Origin of the sequence: Klebsiella sp. MPUS7 (assembly GCF_009905335.1) — a bacterium.
Taxonomy (GTDB): Bacteria; Pseudomonadota; Gammaproteobacteria; order Enterobacterales; family Enterobacteriaceae; genus Klebsiella; species Klebsiella grimontii.
In genome coordinates, this window is record NZ_CP047604.1 from 3913549 (window position 1) to 3929978 (window position 16430).

At 58.1% G+C, this 16430-nt stretch carries 14 protein-coding genes; 8 read left to right on the forward strand and 6 right to left on the reverse strand.

Annotated elements, in window-relative coordinates; translation table 11 throughout:
• Positions 1 to 34: 34 nt before the first annotated feature.
• The 3 genes from glnP to ybiO all read left to right on the forward strand — a co-directional run bounded on the left by glnP (position 35) and on the right by ybiO (position 3733).
• The gene (gene glnP / locus GUC22_RS18305) at positions 35 to 694 is read left to right on the forward strand and encodes a glutamine ABC transporter permease GlnP (protein WP_004100490.1); all 660 of its coding nucleotides are present in this window, start codon (positions 35 to 37) and stop codon (positions 692 to 694) included.
• The gene (gene glnQ / locus GUC22_RS18310) at positions 691 to 1413 is read left to right on the forward strand and encodes a glutamine ABC transporter ATP-binding protein GlnQ (RefSeq protein WP_004849106.1); all 723 of its coding nucleotides are present in this window, start codon (positions 691 to 693) and stop codon (positions 1411 to 1413) included. The genes glnP and glnQ overlap by 4 nt, the downstream gene beginning before the upstream one ends.
• A gap of 109 nt (positions 1414 to 1522) precedes the next feature.
• Positions 1523 to 3733, forward strand: coding sequence for a mechanosensitive channel protein (gene ybiO / locus GUC22_RS18315; protein ID WP_049085302.1), 2211 nt, complete (start codon positions 1523 to 1525; stop codon positions 3731 to 3733).
• Here the strand turns inward: ybiO and rlmF are convergent.
• On the reverse strand, positions 3728 to 4642 hold the full coding sequence (rlmF, locus tag GUC22_RS18320; RefSeq protein ID WP_024360126.1) for a 23S rRNA (adenine(1618)-N(6))-methyltransferase RlmF: 915 nt from the start codon (positions 4640 to 4642) through the stop codon (positions 3728 to 3730). The two genes, ybiO and rlmF, sit on opposite strands and share 6 nt — an antisense overlap.
• Before the next feature lie 95 nt (positions 4643 to 4737).
• On the opposite strand from rlmF, the gene GUC22_RS18325 reads away from it, so the two are divergent.
• The 5 genes from GUC22_RS18325 to ybiJ all read left to right on the forward strand — a co-directional run bounded on the left by GUC22_RS18325 (position 4738) and on the right by ybiJ (position 9541).
• The gene (locus tag GUC22_RS18325) at positions 4738 to 5352 is read left to right on the forward strand and encodes a flavin reductase family protein (protein ID WP_082237397.1); all 615 of its coding nucleotides are present in this window, start codon (positions 4738 to 4740) and stop codon (positions 5350 to 5352) included.
• A gap of 296 nt (positions 5353 to 5648) precedes the next feature.
• Positions 5649 to 7937, forward strand: a complete 2289-nt coding sequence (locus tag GUC22_RS18330) for a catecholate siderophore receptor Fiu (protein ID WP_160183713.1) — start codon at positions 5649 to 5651, stop codon at positions 7935 to 7937.
• Positions 7938 to 7982: 45 nt separating this feature from the next.
• Positions 7983 to 8660 carry a PKHD-type hydroxylase YbiX gene (ybiX, locus tag GUC22_RS18335; protein ID WP_064342383.1) on the forward strand — a complete coding sequence of 226 codons (678 nt, stop codon included), beginning with the start codon at positions 7983 to 7985 and terminating at the stop codon, positions 8658 to 8660.
• Positions 8661 to 8728: 68 nt separating this feature from the next.
• The gene (locus GUC22_RS18340; RefSeq protein WP_004130731.1) at positions 8729 to 8995 is read left to right on the forward strand and encodes a DksA/TraR family C4-type zinc finger protein; all 267 of its coding nucleotides are present in this window, start codon (positions 8729 to 8731) and stop codon (positions 8993 to 8995) included.
• Between the two features lie 285 nt (positions 8996 to 9280).
• On the forward strand, positions 9281 to 9541 hold the full coding sequence (gene ybiJ / locus GUC22_RS18345; protein WP_004130722.1) for a DUF1471 family protein YbiJ: 261 nt from the start codon (positions 9281 to 9283) through the stop codon (positions 9539 to 9541).
• A gap of 122 nt (positions 9542 to 9663) precedes the next feature.
• Here ybiJ and ybiB read toward each other — a convergent pair whose 3' ends face one another.
• The 5 genes from ybiB to GUC22_RS18370 form a co-directional block, all read right to left on the reverse strand.
• Complete coding sequence (ybiB, locus tag GUC22_RS18350; RefSeq protein WP_024360129.1) at positions 9664 to 10632, reverse strand: DNA-binding protein YbiB; 969 nt, start codon at positions 10630 to 10632, stop codon at positions 9664 to 9666.
• A gap of 42 nt (positions 10633 to 10674) precedes the next feature.
• Positions 10675 to 12819: an ATP-dependent DNA helicase DinG gene (gene dinG / locus GUC22_RS18355; protein WP_024360130.1), complete on the reverse strand. Its 2145-nt coding sequence runs from the start codon at positions 12817 to 12819 to the stop codon at positions 10675 to 10677.
• A gap of 202 nt (positions 12820 to 13021) precedes the next feature.
• Entirely contained in the window at positions 13022 to 14374 is a 1353-nt protein-coding gene (gene rhlE / locus GUC22_RS18360; RefSeq protein ID WP_049087280.1) for an ATP-dependent RNA helicase RhlE, read from the reverse strand.
• A gap of 218 nt (positions 14375 to 14592) precedes the next feature.
• Positions 14593 to 15585, reverse strand: coding sequence for a transketolase family protein (locus tag GUC22_RS18365; RefSeq protein ID WP_049087279.1), 993 nt, complete (start codon positions 15583 to 15585; stop codon positions 14593 to 14595).
• A complete protein-coding gene (locus GUC22_RS18370; RefSeq protein WP_154963915.1) occupies positions 15585 to 16430 on the reverse strand; it encodes a transketolase in 846 nt (281 codons plus the stop codon). The genes GUC22_RS18365 and GUC22_RS18370 overlap by 1 nt, the downstream gene beginning before the upstream one ends.

Genomic DNA, 16430 nt, shown 5'->3' on the forward strand with positions numbered 1-16430 from the left:
TCCTCTGTTTTCGAGACGGTAACAGGAACACATTATGCAGTTTGACTGGAGTGCCATCTGGCCCGCCATTCCTATTTTGCTGGAAGGCGCCAAAATGACGCTGTGGATTTCGGTCCTCGGCCTGGTCGGCGGTCTGATAATCGGTCTGGTGGCCGGTTTCGCCCGCTGTTTCGGCGGCTGGATTGCCAACCACATCGCGCTGGTCTTTATCGAAATCATCCGCGGCACCCCGATTGTGGTGCAGGTGATGTTCATCTACTTCGCTCTACCCATGGCGTTTAGCGATTTACGTATCGACCCGTTCTCCGCGGCGGTGGTCACCATTATGATCAACTCCGGCGCCTATATTGCGGAAATCACCCGCGGCGCGGTGCTGTCGATCCATAAAGGCTTTCGCGAAGCCGGCCTCGCGCTGGGCCTCTCTCGTCGGGAAACCATTCGCTACGTGATCCTGCCGCTGGCGCTGCGCCGTATGCTGCCACCGCTGGGCAACCAGTGGATTATCAGCATCAAAGATACTTCGCTGTTTATCGTCATCGGCGTGGCCGAACTGACCCGCCAGGGCCAGGAAATTATTGCCGGTAACTTCCGCGCGCTGGAAATCTGGAGCGCCGTTGCGGTTATCTATCTGATCATCACCCTGGTGCTGAGCTTTGTTCTGCGTCGTCTTGAAAGAAGGATGAAAATCCTGTGATTGAATTTAAAAACGTTTCCAAGCACTTTGGCCCAACCAAGGTGCTGCATGATATCGATCTGAAGATCAACCAGGGCGAAGTCGTGGTGATTATCGGGCCGTCCGGTTCCGGTAAATCGACCCTGCTGCGCTGTATTAATAAACTTGAAGAGATTACCAGCGGCGATCTGATCGTCGACGGCCTGAAGGTTAATGACCCGAAGGTTGACGAGCGCCTGATTCGCCAGGAAGCCGGGATGGTGTTCCAGCAGTTTTATCTGTTCCCGCACCTGACGGCGCTGGAAAACGTGATGTTTGGCCCGCTGCGCGTGCGCGGCGCCAATAAAGCGGCGGCGGAAAAACTGGCGAAAGACCTGCTGGAGAAAGTCGGCCTCGCGGAACGCGCGCACCACTACCCTTCTGAGCTTTCAGGCGGGCAGCAGCAGCGCGTGGCCATTGCCCGGGCGCTGGCGGTGAAACCGAAAATGATGCTGTTTGATGAGCCCACTTCCGCGCTTGACCCCGAACTGCGTCATGAAGTGCTGAAGGTAATGCAGGATCTGGCCGAAGAAGGCATGACCATGGTTATCGTTACCCATGAAATCGGCTTCGCCGAGAAAGTGGCTTCGCGCCTGATCTTTATCGATAAAGGGCGCATTGCGGAAGATGGCGATCCGCAGATGCTGGTGAATAACCCGCCCAGCCCGCGCCTGCGCGAGTTTTTGCAGCACGTAGCCTGATGCCTCCGGCTCTCCCTTCGCGGGAGAGCCGCTTTCCAGAATCATCCCAACCCCACTCTCCGAATCGCGTCTTCTATACTTATTGGTTTGAGATGCAATGGAGGTGCCTGTGCCGCGGATTTTGTTACTGCTTGCCCTATTCTTCACCGCTCCGCTCTGGGCCGCGACGCTGCCCGGCGTTCCGGCAGCCACAACGGATCAGTCCAGCAGTAGCGAACCCGATCTGGCGCAGAAGAAAGCGGCCTACGGCGCGCTGGCCGACGTGCTTGAAAACGCCGATGCTCGTCAGGAGCTTATCGATCAGCTGCGGAAAGCCGCCGCCACGCCGCCGCCGGACAGTACGCCGACGCTGACGCCGCCGGAAATAAAAGATGAGACCACGGTGCTGGAGAACGTCACCCACATCAGCCGCGAATACGGCGAACAGCTCTCTTCGCGCTTCTCCCAGCTGTGGCGCAACATCACCGGTTCTCCGCACAAAGCGTTTAATTCACAAACCTTCACCAGCGCCGCCTGGCATTTCCTGCTGCTGGCAGGTCTGGTATTTGCGTTCTGGTGGCTGGTACGCCTGGCGGCCCTGCCGCTGTATCGCAAGATGGGTCACTGGGGACGGCATAAAAACCGCGACCGCAGCAACTGGCTTCAGCTACCTGCAACGATCGCCGGCGCGTTTATTTTCGACCTGCTTCTGCTGGCGCTCACCCTCTTCGTGGGCCAGCTTTTAAGCGACCGCCTGAACGGTAATAATCCCACCATCGCCTTCCAGCAAAGCCTGTTTCTCAACGCCTTCGCGCTGATTGAATTTTTCAAGGCCATTCTGCGGCTCATTTTCTGCCCCCGCATCCCGGAGCTACGCCCGTTCAACCTCAGCGATGACGCGGCGAAATACTGGAACCTGCGCCTGAGCGCGCTGAGCAGCCTGATTGGCTACGGGCTCATCGTCGCGGTGCCGATTATCTCCAACCAGGTCAACGTCCAGTTTGGCGCATTGGCCAACGTGGTGATTATGCTGTGCATTACGCTCTGGGCGCTGTATCTGATATTTCACAATAAGAAATTGATTACTCAAGGACTCATCCATCTCGCCGACCGCTCGCTGGCATTCTTTAGCCTGTTTATCCGCGCCTTTGCGCTGATCTGGCACTGGCTGGCCTGCGCTTACTTTATCGTGCTGTTTTTCTTCTCGCTGTTCGACCCCGGCAACAGCCTGAAATTTATGATGGGCGCGACGCTGCGCAGCCTGGCCATCATCGGTGCCGCCGCGCTGGTCTCCGGTATTCTGTCGCGCTGGATTGCGAAAACCATCACCCTGTCGCCGGAAACCCAGCGCAACTATCCTGAACTGCAAAAACGGCTTAACGGCTGGATCTCCGCCTCGCTGAAAGCGGCGCGGATATTAACGGTTTGCGTGGCGATTATGCTGCTGCTCAGCGCGTGGGGCCTGTTCGATTTTTGGCAGTGGATGCATAACGGCAGCGGGCAAAAAGCGGTGGATGTGCTGATCCGCATCGCGCTGATCCTGTTCTTCTCGGCGATTGGCTGGACGCTGCTCGCCAGCCTGATTGAAAACCGTCTGGCATCGGATATTCACGGCCGCCCGCTGCCCAGCGCCCGCGCCCGAACGCTGCTGACGCTGTTTCGCAACGCGCTGGCGGTCGTCATTAGCACCATTACTATCATGATCCTGCTTTCGGAAGTGGGTGTGAATATCGCCCCGCTGCTGGCCGGCGCCGGCGCGCTGGGCCTCGCGATTTCGTTCGGCGCGCAAACCCTGGTTAAAGATATTATTACCGGGATTTTCATCCAGTTTGAGAACGGCATGAATACCGGCGATCTGGTGACCATCGGGCCGTTAACCGGGACGGTAGAACGTATGTCGATTCGTTCCGTCGGCGTACGCCAGGATACCGGCGCCTATCATATTATTCCGTGGTCTTCGATAACCACCTTCGCCAACTTCGTGCGCGGGATCGGCTCGGTGGTGGCCAACTATGATGTTGACCGGCAAGAAGATCTGGATAAGGCCAACCAGGCGCTGAAAGACGCGGTCGCGGAAGTGATGGCGCAGGAAGAGATTCGCGGGCTGATCATTGGCGAGCCCTCCTTCGCCGGGCTGGTGGGCTTAAGCAACACTGCCTTCACCCTGCGCGTCACCTTTACTACTCTGCCGCTGAAGCAGTGGACGGTCCGCTTCGCTCTTGATACTCAGGTAAAACGACACTTTGACCTCGCGGGCGTGCGGGCGCCGGTACAAACTTACCAGGTTCTGCCGATGCCAGCGCCGGCGGGACCGCCGGCTCCCGCCGAGCCGACGTTATAAAGCGCGGCGACGTTTGGCTTCGTCCATAAAGGTCCAGGCGATAAAGCGGCTTTGCTTATTCCCCTGGGCCATCTCTTTTTTCACCACTTTCACCGCGCCGACGTCGGTCAGCGCGCGGTAGAGCGGCGGCAGGTTGTCGCCGCGAGACACCAGCGAGGTAAACCACTTCACCTGACGGCCAAACTGCTGGCTCTCCTGAATCATCTGCGTAATAAACGCGACCTCGCCCCCTTCGCACCACAGCTCCTGCTGCTGGCCGCCAAAGTTCAGCACGCTCTCTTCGCCCAGCCCCAGGTTGCGACGCTTACGCTCACCGCCCGCCTGCGCGCTGGCGGCGGAATCATGGAACGGCGGGTTGCACAGGGTTGCGTCGTAGGTCTCATTTTTATGAATAATGCCGGTCAGAATCGCTTTGGCGTCTTTTTGACGACGCAGGCGGATCTGGCGAGTAAGGCCGGGATTGCCGTTGACGATAGCCTGGGCGCTGGCGAAGGCGTCGGCGTTCACTTCGCTGCCGGTGAAGCGCCAGCCGTACTCATGCACGCCGATCAGCGGATAGATGCAGTTTGCGCCAACGCCAATATCGAGAATGCTGGCGTTGGCCGGGATGGTCCCGCTATCCAGCGCCAGCAGATCGGCGAGATGATGGAGGTAGTCCGCCCTGCCCGGTACCGGCGGGCAGAGAAAGCCGTCGGGTATATCCCAGTGTTTCACCGCGTAGAAGTGCGCCAGCAGCGCTTTATTCAGCGCCTTCACCGCCAGCGGGTTAGCGAAGTCGATGGTCTGCTCACCCACCGGGTTAAGGGTGATAAAGCCCTGTAGCTCAGGGTGGGCCTGGCACAGCGCGGGCAGGTCGTATCGTTGTTGGTGACGGTTACGCGGGTGTAACCCCGGTTTCTGGGCTTTCATGGCAATCTCCTTTGAACAGCCGCGTAAGATACCCGTTGACGGCGGCGCGGTAAATAAGTGAGTCTGGATATCTCTTTTTTTGTCACGGGTATCGTATGTACTACTACCAACCTTCGCACGGACACGGGCTGCCTCACGACCCGCTGAACGCTATTATCGGGCCGCGGCCCATCGGCTGGATAGCTTCCGTTGATAACAGCGGCCAGCGTAACCTCGCCCCCTACAGTTTTTTCAACTGCTTTAACTATCGGCCACCCATTATTGGTTTTGCCAGCAGCGGTTGGAAAGATAGCGTGCAGAATATCGCTGAGACGAAAGAGTTCGTCTGGAACCTGGCCACCCGCCCTCTGGCGGTCGCGATGAACGAAACCTCGGCCACCCTTCCCCATAACGAAGATGAATTCATCCGCGCCGGACTGACTGCCGCTCCCAGCCGCATCGTCAGCGCGCCGCGGGTCGCCGAAAGCCCGGTAAACTTCGAGTGTCGCCTCTCACAATGCATCCAGTTAACCACCGCCGAAGGGCAAGCGGTTGACACCTGGCTGGTGCTGGGCGAAGTGGTCGCGGTGCATATCGATGAATCGCTGCTGGATGACGGAATTTACCAGACCGCCAAGGCCCAACCAATTCTGCGCGCCGGAGGGCCAAGCGCCTATTACGGCATTGATGAAAGCCTGCGTTTTGATCTTATTCGTCCGGACGCCCGCTAAGCGTACTTCCCGGCCGGCAATATCTCCGTTGCCCAGGCCGGGCTGCTGATTTCCGTATCCCCGCCTTAAGCTACCCCTCCCCGTGCGCTTTATGTAGAAAAATTGCGGTCAATGTAAATAAATGTATTTATTTTTTTATAAATGAGTGATAAAAATTCGTTCGTTTTTGATAATGATTATCACAATCATTATCAAACTCATTACTTTGTATAGAAATCACCTGCAGTGGTCGGGGCGAAGCAACGCTTCGTCTGCGGTCGTTATGGCCTAATTAAAACGATAAGTCACTTATTGAAATGGAAAAAAATAACAATTTGCCGTTCAGCAGTTTTAACTCGCTCACGCTCTTCACTGGCTTATGCCTGAGTCTTTCTCCGTCCGGCCAGCTACTTGCAGCGGATAGCACTGAAAATACTAGCGGCGAAACGCTGGTGGTCGAAGCGCAGACGCCATCGCTTTACGCGCCGACCCGCTCCGCCGATCCAAAATTTTCACGGCCGATCGCCGACACCACGCGAACGGTTACCGTGGTTTCTGAGCAGGTGATGAAGGATCAGGGGGTCACTAACCTTACCGACGCGCTGAAAAACGTCCCCGGCGTCGGCGCTTTCTTTGCTGGCGAAAACGGCAACTCGACCACCGGCGACGCCATTTACATGCGCGGTGCGGACACCTCCAACAGCATTTACGTCGACGGTATCCGCGATATTGGCAGCGTCAGCCGCGATACGTTTAATACCGAACAGGTCGAAGTCATCAAGGGGCCGTCAGGCTCCGACTATGGGCGCAGTGCGCCGACCGGCTCGATCAATATGATCAGCAAACAGCCGCGCCTCGATTCCGGTATCGACGCCTCCGCCAGCGCTGGCAGCGCCTGGTTCCGACGCGGCACGCTGGATATTAACCAGGCCATTGGCGAAACCAGCGCGGTGCGTCTGAATCTGATGGGCGAGAAAACCCACGACGCGGGCCGGGACAAGGTGAAAAACGAGCGTTACGGCGTCGCGCCATCGGCGGCATTTGGTCTCGGCACCGAGAACCGCCTGTACCTTAACTATCTGCACGTGACCCAGCACAACACCCCCGACGGCGGCATTCCTACCATCGGGCTGCCGGGCTATTCCGCTCCCAACGCCGCCACCTCAGCGCTGAATCACTCCGGCAAGGTCGCTACCAGCAACTTCTACGGCACCGATTCCGACTACGATGATTCCACGACTGATACCGTGACAATGCGTTTCGAGCACGACCTGAGCGACACGACGACGATCCGCAACACTACCCGCTGGTCTCGCGTGAAGCAGGATTATCTGATGACCGCGGTGATGGGCGGAGCGTCAAACATTACCCAGCCAAACCCTGACGATGTGGGCACCTGGACCTGGTCGCGCCTGGCGAATACCAAAGACATCAGCAACAAGATCCTGACCAACCAGACTAACCTGACGTCGACGTTCTACACCGGCGCTATCGGTCATGACGTCAGCACCGGCGTGGAATTCACCCGTGAAACCCAGACCAACTACGGGGTCTATCCGCTCACGCCTCCGGCGGTGAATATTTACCATCCGAACAGCGACATCTCCATCGGCGGCCTGAACCGCAGCAGCGCCAACGCTAACGGGCAGACGGATACCTTCGGCGTCTATGCTTTCGATACCCTGCAAATTTCCCAGGACTTCGAACTTAACGGCGGGATCCGTCTGGACAATTACCAGACCAAATATGATAGCGCCAGCCTGTGCGGCGGTACCGGACGCGGCGCCATTGCCTGCCCGACCGGGGTCGCGAAAAATACCCCGCTCACCACCGTCGATACCTCAACCAGCGGTAACCTGGTTAACTGGAAGGCCGGCGCGCTGTACCACCTGACCGATAACGGCAATCTCTACGTCAACTACGCCGTTTCCCAGCAGCCGCCGGGAGGCAGCAACTTTACCCTCGCGCAAAGCGGCACCGGCAGCAGCGCCAACCGAACCGACTTTAAACCGCAGAAGGCCAAAACCAGCGAGCTCGGCACCAAGTGGGAGCTGATGGATAAACGCCTGCTGCTGACCGCCGCCCTCTTCCGCACCGATATTGAAAACGAAGTCGAGCAGAACGACGACGGCAGCTATTCGCAGTATGGTAAGAAACGCGTTGAAGGCTATGAGATTTCGCTGGCCGGTAACATCACTCCTGACTGGCAGGTTATCGGCGGCTATACCCAACAGCATGCAAGCGTTCGTGAAGGCGCGAACACCGCCCAGGACGGCACCAGCGCGCTGCCGTATACGCCAGAGCACGCGTTTACCCTCTGGAGCCAGTACCAGGCCACCGATGCGATCGCCGTCGGCGCCGGCGCGCGATACGTCGGCAGCATGCATCGCGGCAGCGACGGCGCGGTCGGCACGCCTTCTTATACCGAAGGCTACTGGGTGGCCGATGCTAAAGTCGGTTACCGCATTAACCGCAATCTCGACCTGCAGCTGAACGTCTACAACCTGTTTGATACCGACTACGTCGCCTCGATTAACAAGAGCGGCTACCGTTATCACCCGGGCGAGCCGCGGACCTTCCTGCTTACCGCCAATATCCATTTCTGATCCACGGCGGGGCGGCAACGCCCCGTTTTCTCAGGAGATAAAACGATGATGTACCATATTCCCGCCGTTCTCACCCCTCACGAAGTGGACGATTTTACCGCTCAGCTTCAGCAGGCGGAATGGGTTGACGGGCGCGTGACGACCGGCGACCAGGGCGCTCAGGTCAAAAATAACCAGCAGGTGGACACCCGCAGCAACCTCTACGCCGAGCTTCAGGGCAACGTGCTGGCGGCGCTGAACCGCAGTTCGCTTTTTTTTGCCGCCGCGCTGCCGAAGGCGATTTCCAGCCCGCTGTTCAACCGCTACCAGCAGAGCGAAACTTACGGTTTTCACGTCGACGGCGCGGTGCGCAGCCAGGCGCAGGGCGGCTGGATGCGCACCGATCTTTCCGCCACCCTGTTTTTAAGCGCTCCGGAAAGTTACGCTGGCGGTGAGCTGGTCGTCAACGACACCTACGGGCAGCACGCGGTTAAGCTCCCGGCCGGGGACCTGGTGCTCTACCCTTCGAGCAGCCTGCACTGCGTCACCCCGGTGACCTCAGGCGTCCGCGTCGCCTCGTTCTTATGGATTCAGTCAATGATCCGTGACGATAAACGCCGCAGTATGCTGTTTGAACTGGATGGCAATATTCAGAAATTAAAAAGCCGCCACGGCGAAAGCGACGAAGTGCTGTCTCTGCTTAATCTGTACCATAACCTGCTGCGCGAATGGTCAGAGATCTGAGCCTTGTCTGGTCATTTTTTACCCCCATATTCTCTATACTAAAGAGAGAAGAGATAGCGAGGTGAACTATGGCATCAGGTTGGGCAAATGATGACGCGGTGCAGGAACAGATCGACAGCACCATCAACGACGCGATAGCCCGGGCGCGAAATGAGCTGTCATCGGGCGAAAGCAACAAATTTTGTGAAGAATGCGGAGAGCCGATTCCTGAGGCGCGCCGACGGGCGGTGGCGGGAGTCAAATACTGCGTTAAATGCCAACAGGAGAAAGATTTACATAACAATACATTTTCGGGATATAATCGCAGAGGTTCCAAAGATAGCCAGCTTCGCTGACCGATATTTACCGTTCATTACCGCATATCGCATTAACTTTTCGCGCACGATTTTTGGCAAACGGAGTGGCAAAATGTGCCCTTCCAGCCCGCTGAATGCCGTCCCAACCGGTTTCGCCGCCACCGGCTAAAATAATTTATTAATATTCAATAAATTAATAATCATTCAAAAAATTAGATTGAGATTGTTAATTTCCTTCGATTTTATCTCCCGCCAAAAACCGTGATACTTATCACATCGACGGAACATCGTCCCCTATACAGAACAACCTGCGAGAGATTAATTATGAAAAACATCAAATACGCTGCTGCCGCTATCGCCCTGTCCGCTCTGTCTTTCGGCGCGTTCGCCGCTCAGCCGGTCACATCGGCTCAGGCAGAGAGCATGAACAAAATCGGTGTGGTTTCTGCTGAAGGCGCGACGACGCTGGATGGACTGGAAGCCAAACTGGCTGAAAAAGCAGAGGCCGCTGGCGCGACCGGCTATAGCATTACCTCCGCTAACAGCAACAACAAACTGAGCGGTACCGCGGTTATCTACAAATAATCGCCAGCATTTCCTGTAGCAACACTCTGTAATGCCACTGTTTTAACCCTATAAGATCCTTTAATACCCTTGCCTTGCCCGTCCATGCCACTGGACGGGCTTTTTTTTGCCTGCCGATACAGTTACCAGCTCTCAGCCACCTTCGCCAGCCCCTGCTCCAGAGAGGAGGCGACGCCGGTCGCCACCAGACAGCAGGCCAGCTGAATTTTCAGCGATTGCGGCAACGGCTCGCTCCCTACAGAACAGCGCTCAATCCAGCGCGCGGTCACTTCGGGATCTTTTGACGCCGGCAGGACGAGCGCCTGCTCCGCTGCGCCATCCTGACGCTCGTTAACCACCCGCGTACCGGCCGCGTCAATCAGGCTGATCTGCGGACAGCGCTGCGGATTGGCGTAAACTTCGCCTTCGGTACCGTGCATCAGCAGCGCCCGGCCGCCGATCTCGGCAAAGAATTTCGCCACCCGGCCAACGTATTCAGGATGCGAAACGCTCGACAGGCGCAGCGCCGCATCTTCAGCAAACGGCGTCGCCAGCTTGGCCAGCGTGTGGGCGCTGTTACGCACCCCCATGCGCCAGCGCATCGCCAGCTGTTTTTCCAGCGGCGGACACAATGCGCCGACCGGCACGTAAACCGGCTGATGGCTGTCTAACCGCGCCTGGGCCTGGCCCGCCTGAAGCGTCGCCGGGATCCCCATCAGTTCAAAAATCGTTTCCGTCAGCACGCGGGTGGGATCGTGGCTCACGCCGTGAACAATCACCGGGAAGCCAAGCTTATGCAGAAGCACGGCGAGCAGAGGCGTCAGGTTAGCCTGCTTGCGCGCGCCGTTGTAGCTGGGGATCACTATCGGCATCGGTTTAGCGACCGGCGGCGTCAGCTTCATCGTATGATTCTGCATCGCTTCATAGAAGCCCTTCATCTCCGCTTCACCTTCGCCCTTGATGCGCAGGGCAATGAGAATGCCGCCGAGTTCGAGCTCAGGCACCTCGCCGTTAAGCATCCGCGAGTAGAGCGCGCGCGCCGTCTCCACGTCCAGGTCGCGGGCGTGATTTTTGCCGCGCCCGACTTCTTTAATGATTTTGCTGTAGTCCATTGCAGGCTCCTCTGAGCTTCTCACATCATCGACACTGCACCGCTAACGCCGTTTGCGACGCGTCTGTTTTGTTTTAGTTTTTACTATAACCTCAGGGACGGCTGGCTGCTCTATCGGAAATACGGGTAATGCATTCAATAAACGCTTACCGTAGTTTTTGGTCAACAGGCGTTTGTCATAAATCACCACCTCTCCCCAGCAGCTATGGCTACGAATCAGGCGGCCAACCTGCTGAATCAGGTTGAATGACGCGCTGGGCAGGCTCTGAACTTCGAACGGGTAGCGGTTGAGGCTTTTGAGCCATTCGCCTTCGGTAATCACCACCGGGCTGTCTATCGGCGGGAACGCGATCTTATGAATATGCACCTGGCTTAACAACTCGCCTTTTAAATCCAGCCCTTCCGCGAAGGATTGCAGCCCAACCAGTACGCTGCGCTCGCCGCCTTCTACGCGTTTGCGATGCAGCTCGACCAGCCGGTAGCGAGGCTTATCGCCCTGAACCAGCAGCAGCAGGCGCAGATCGGTAACGTGTTCGAGAAAGCGCTGCATCGCTCTTCCGCTGGCGAACAGCACCAGCATGCCGAGATGCTTTTTGCTCTCGACCTGCTCCCGGAAATAGGCGGCCATCTCGGCGATATGCTGTTCTTCGTTATCGATAAGCGGTTCGTAATGCATCTGCGGAATGACGATTTTGCCCTGTTCGACGTGGTTGAAGGGCGAGTCCAGCGCCACAAAGCGGTCTCCCGCCTTCTCTTTCAGCCCGCTCATCTCCTGCAAACGCGAAAAGCTATTCAGCGAGCGTAGCGTCGCAGAGGTGACGACGATATGCGGGACGCTGCGCCACAGCAGCCTCTCCAGCTGTTCGCTGACGCGGATCCCCACGCAGTGGAACCAGATATGCATCTGGCCATCCCGCAGGTCGCGGGTAACCCATTTGGTCACCGGCGCGCCGGAGGATTGCGCCAGCGATGCCAGCCGCCAGAGTTTACTTTGGCTCTCAAACATCCCCAGCGCGCGGTTCATCTGCAGCAGAACCCGGTGCAAACGCACCACGTCGTGGCTGCCGGTTTTTTCGCCCAGATCGTTAAGGAACAGCTCCGCCAGACCGCGCAGCGTCTCGGTGAGCTTCGCCAGCCGCTGGCAGATTTCCATCACTTCCGCCGGTAGCTCTCCCATCGGGAAGCGGTGCTCAGCCTCCTGCCCGGCCGGCATGTACAGGTTGAGGATGTTATTCAGGGAGGAGATGAGTTCGTAGAGCTCCTCGCAATGCCCATTCAGCCGTTCGGGATTGGCCAGCGGCGGCGTGGTCTTAGGGCGAAACTGCTCCATGCAGGTCGCGACCAGCTTCGTAAAAAGATCCAGCTGCAGGCGGTACCACGGGGCGGTAATTTCCGCGCTCATTTCCAGCGCATCGCGGGCCACCTCCGGAAGATGGTGGCCTTCATCCAGCACCAGCAGCAAATGCTTAGGCTCCGGCAGCACCGCTTCGCTCTCCATGGCCGCCATCACCAGCGCATGGTTCGCCACCACCACTTCGGCCTCCTGGATTTCCCGGCGGGCGACGAAGAAGGGGCATTCGCGGTAGTAGTGGCAGTTGCGGTTCAGACAGCTGGCTTTGTCGGTGCTCAGGCGGCTCCATAGTGAATCATCAACGTTTTTATCGGTATGATCGCGCAGGCCGTCCCATTTATAGCTATCGAGATCCGCTTTCAGCGTCGCGCACAGCTTCTGCTCCGCCTGGTTATTGGGCGTGAGTTCGTCATCAAGAAAGGCCAGTAAATCCTGCTGCGTCGGTTCGGTGCTGGCAAGGGCGGCCAGGTTACGCGGGCAGACGTAGCGCCCGCGGCCAAAGGCGGCGGTAAATCGCAGGTCGGGAATGATTTTGCGCAGCAGCGGCAGGTCTTTGCTGTAGATTTGGTCCTGCAGAGCAACGTTGGCGGTACTGACCACCAGCGTTTTTTGTTCTTCACGGGCAATGGCGATGCCGGGAATCAGATATGACAAGGTTTTACCGACGCCGGTCGGGGCTTCTATCGCCAGATGCCGCCCCTCTTCCCCGGCAAGCGTCTTCGCCACATCGGCGATCATCTGCCGCTGCGGAGGACGGGGAATAAAGTCAGGAATTTGTTCCTGAAGCGCCTTATACCAGGCGGCGATTTGCGCTTTCAGCGCTGCGGTCAAAGCCATGAGAAAACCTGAATACTGTATAAACAGCCACTATTGTGCCATTTTTTCGCCATCGGGAGGAATGTCTTTCTGAGCAAACTGGAATCTCGCTCGAGGTTCAACGTGAGCGAAGAGCATGCCGGGCAAGGAGCCTTACCCGGATAACCCATCCGGGGCATGGCCGCGCGTTCGCGGCTATGCCCGCAGGAGTGACGGGATAGGGTTACTCAGCCGCCGCGGGTTTGCGCGGGCGACGACGGCGAGGAGGTTTACCGTCCTGAGTTCGCGCTTTCGGCGCTTCGCCATCGGTACGACGCGGCGCGGACTGCTGACCGCGACCTTGTCCCTGGCCGCCGCGGCCCTGACTTTGGCCACCACGGCCGCCGCCGCCGCGCTGCTGCTGACGACCGTTCTGAATCGGCTCGGCTTTGATCGACGGATCCGGCTCATAGCCCGCAAGGGCGATACGCGGGATCTCTTTTTTCAGCAAGCGTTCGATATCATGCAGCAGCTTATGTTCATCCACGCAGACCAGCGACAGCGCTTCACCCGTTGCCGCGGCGCGCCCGGTACGACCAATACGGTGCACATAGTCTTCCGGTACGTTTGGCAGCTCGTAGTTCACCACGTGCGGCAGCTCTTCAATGTCCAGACCGCGCGCGGCGATATCGGTCGCCACCAGCACGCGAATGCCGCCGGATTTAAAGTCAGCCAACGCGCGGGTACGCGCGCCCTGGCTCTTGTTGCCGTGAATGGCGGCGCTGCGGATGCCGTCTTTATTAAGCTGCTCCGCCAGATGGTTAGCGCCGTGCTTGGTGCGGGTAAAGACCAGCACCTGCTGCCAGTTGCCTTCGCCGATCATCTGCGACAGCAGCTCGCGCTTGCGCTTTTTGTCGACAAAATGCACCAGCTGGCTCACCTGTTCTGAAGCGGTGTTGCGGCGAGCGACTTCAATTTCCAGCGGATTATGCAGCAGCTTTTCCGCCAGCGATTTAATCTCGTCGGAGAAGGTTGCGGAGAACAGCAGGTTCTGGCGCTTTGCCGGCAGCTTCGCCAGTACCCGGCGAATATCGTGAATAAAGCCCATATCCAGCATACGGTCGGCTTCATCCAGCACCAGCACTTCAACTTTGTCCAGGCTCACGGCGTTCTGATGTTCAAGATCCAGCAGGCGGCCGGGCGTTGCCACCAGGATATCGACGCCGCTGCGCAGCTTCATCATCTGCGGGTTAATGCTCACGCCGCCGAACACCACCAGCGAACGAACGTTAAGGTATTTGCTGTAATCCCGCACGTTCTCGCCAATCTGCGCCGCCAGCTCGCGCGTGGGGGTCAGGATCAGCGCGCGCACCGGACGACGGCCTTTAGCGTGCGGTTCTTTCTGGACCAGATGCTGAAGCAGCGGCAGCGTAAATCCCGCCGTTTTACCAGTACCGGTCTGGGCGCTGGCCATCAGATCGCGACCCTGTAATACCGCCGGGATGGCCTGCTGCTGAATAGGGGTTGGCTCAACGTAGCCCTGCTCAGCGACGGCGCGCAGGATTTCAGGATTCAGGCCAAGGGAATCAAAAGACATAACAACTCCGAACCGCCCCGGCCCGTCACAGGCGTAGTTTTCAGGGAGATTATTGCGAAAGAGATGGCAAAAACCACAATGCCATGAAGCTGCGCAGTCTAGCAGATTTTGTGATGAACCGCATAAAATCTGCCGAAAAGAATCCTCTGGCTAACAAACCACTGCTCCCGGTCCTGGCGATAAACAAGCGCCGCCGCAGAACGCGGCGGCGAAAACAACTAACGCAGGCGATACTTAATTTTTTCGACCATCTTCGCGGTGGAAATGCCGTAGCGGTCGTGCAGCGTCGGAAGCGCCCCGGCCAGCAGGAATTCGTCGGGCAAACCGACGGTATCCAGTTCGCAGCGCACGCCTTTGCGCATCAGCAGCGCGGCAACCGCCTCCCCTAACCCGCCAACCGACGTGTGGTTTTCCGCGGTCACCACCAGACGACCGGGCCTCGACGCCTGCGCAACGATCGCTTTTTCATCGAGCGGTTTGATGGTGGGTACGTGCAGTACCGCCGCGCTGATATTATCGGCCCGCAGTTTTGCAACCGCTTCCAGGGCGCGCATGGTCATCAGCCCGGAAGAGATAATCAGCACATCATTACCGTCCTCCAGCAGCTTCGCCTTGCCCAGCTCAAATTGATAATCATATTTATCGAGCACCAGCGGCACCTTACCGCGCAGCAGACGCATATACACCGGACCGCTGTGGTCGGCAATCGCCGGTACCGCCTGTTCTATCTCCAGCGCATCGCAGGGATCGACGATGACCATCCCGGGGATGCCGCGCATAATCGCCAGATCTTCCGTTGCCTGATGGCTCGGCCCGTAGCCGGTGGTCAGACCCGGCAGCGCCGCGCAGATCTTCACGTTCAGATGCTCTTCGGCGATAACCTGATGGATAAAATCATAGGCGCGGCGGGTAGCAAAAGCGGCATAGGTGGTGGCGAAGGGAATAAATCCCTCCTTCGCCATTCCCCCGGCGGCCCCCATCAGCAGCTGCTCCGCCATCCCCATCTGGAAGAAGCGATCCGGGAAGGCCTGGGCGAAGATATGCAGATCGGTATACTTTGACAGATCCGCGGTCATCCCGACGATTTCCGGGCGCTGCGCCGCCAGCTTCGATAGGGCGACGCCAAACGGGGCGGAAACGGTCGCCTGGCCTTCATCAGCAATAGAGGCGATCATCGCCGACGTCTTTAAACGTGGTTTACTCTGGCTCATTACAGCACTCCTTCCGGTTTGTTGGCGTCCAGCACCGCAATCGCCTTTTGCCATTCGTCGGCATCGACGCGGATAAAATGGTTCTTATCGCGGGTTTCCAGGAACGGCACCCCTTTGCCCATCAGCGTGTCGCATAAAATGACCCGCGGCTGGTTGCCCGCATAATTTTTCGCGTTGTCGAAGGCGGTAATCACCGCCGCCAGATCGTTGCCGTCCACGCGCTGCACGTACCAGCCGAAGGCGGACCATTTTTCATGCAGCGGCTCAAAGCCAAGGATTTTGCGCGAATCGCCGTCCGCCTGCTGTTTGTTCACATCAACGATATTTATCAGGTTCGTCAGGCCGTAGTGGGCCGCCGACATCGCCGCTTCCCAGGTCGACCCTTCGTCCAGCTCCCCATCCGACATGGAGTTATAAACCCAGGATGCGCTGCGCTTCTGCCGCAGGCCGAGCGCCATCCCGACGGCAATGGAGAGCCCCTGCCCCAGCGAGCCGCCTGACATCTCCATCCCCGGCGTATAGGTTGCCATACCCGACATCGGCAGACGGCTGTCGTCGGAGCCGTAGGTCTCCAGCTCCTCTTGCGGGATAATTTCCGCTTCCAGCAGCGCCGCATAATAGGCGATGGCGTAATGGCCGTGCGAGAGCAGGAAGCGGTCGCGTCCTTCCCACTCCGGCTCTTCCGGGCGGTAGCGCATCGCGTGGCTGAACGCGGTGGCCAGCACATCCGCATAGCCTAACGCCTGGCCGATGTAGCCCTGTCCCTGAACCTCGCCCATTTGCAGGGCATAGCGGCGTATACGCCACGCCGCCGCGGCAACTTTTTGTGATTCCGTGATTTTCAT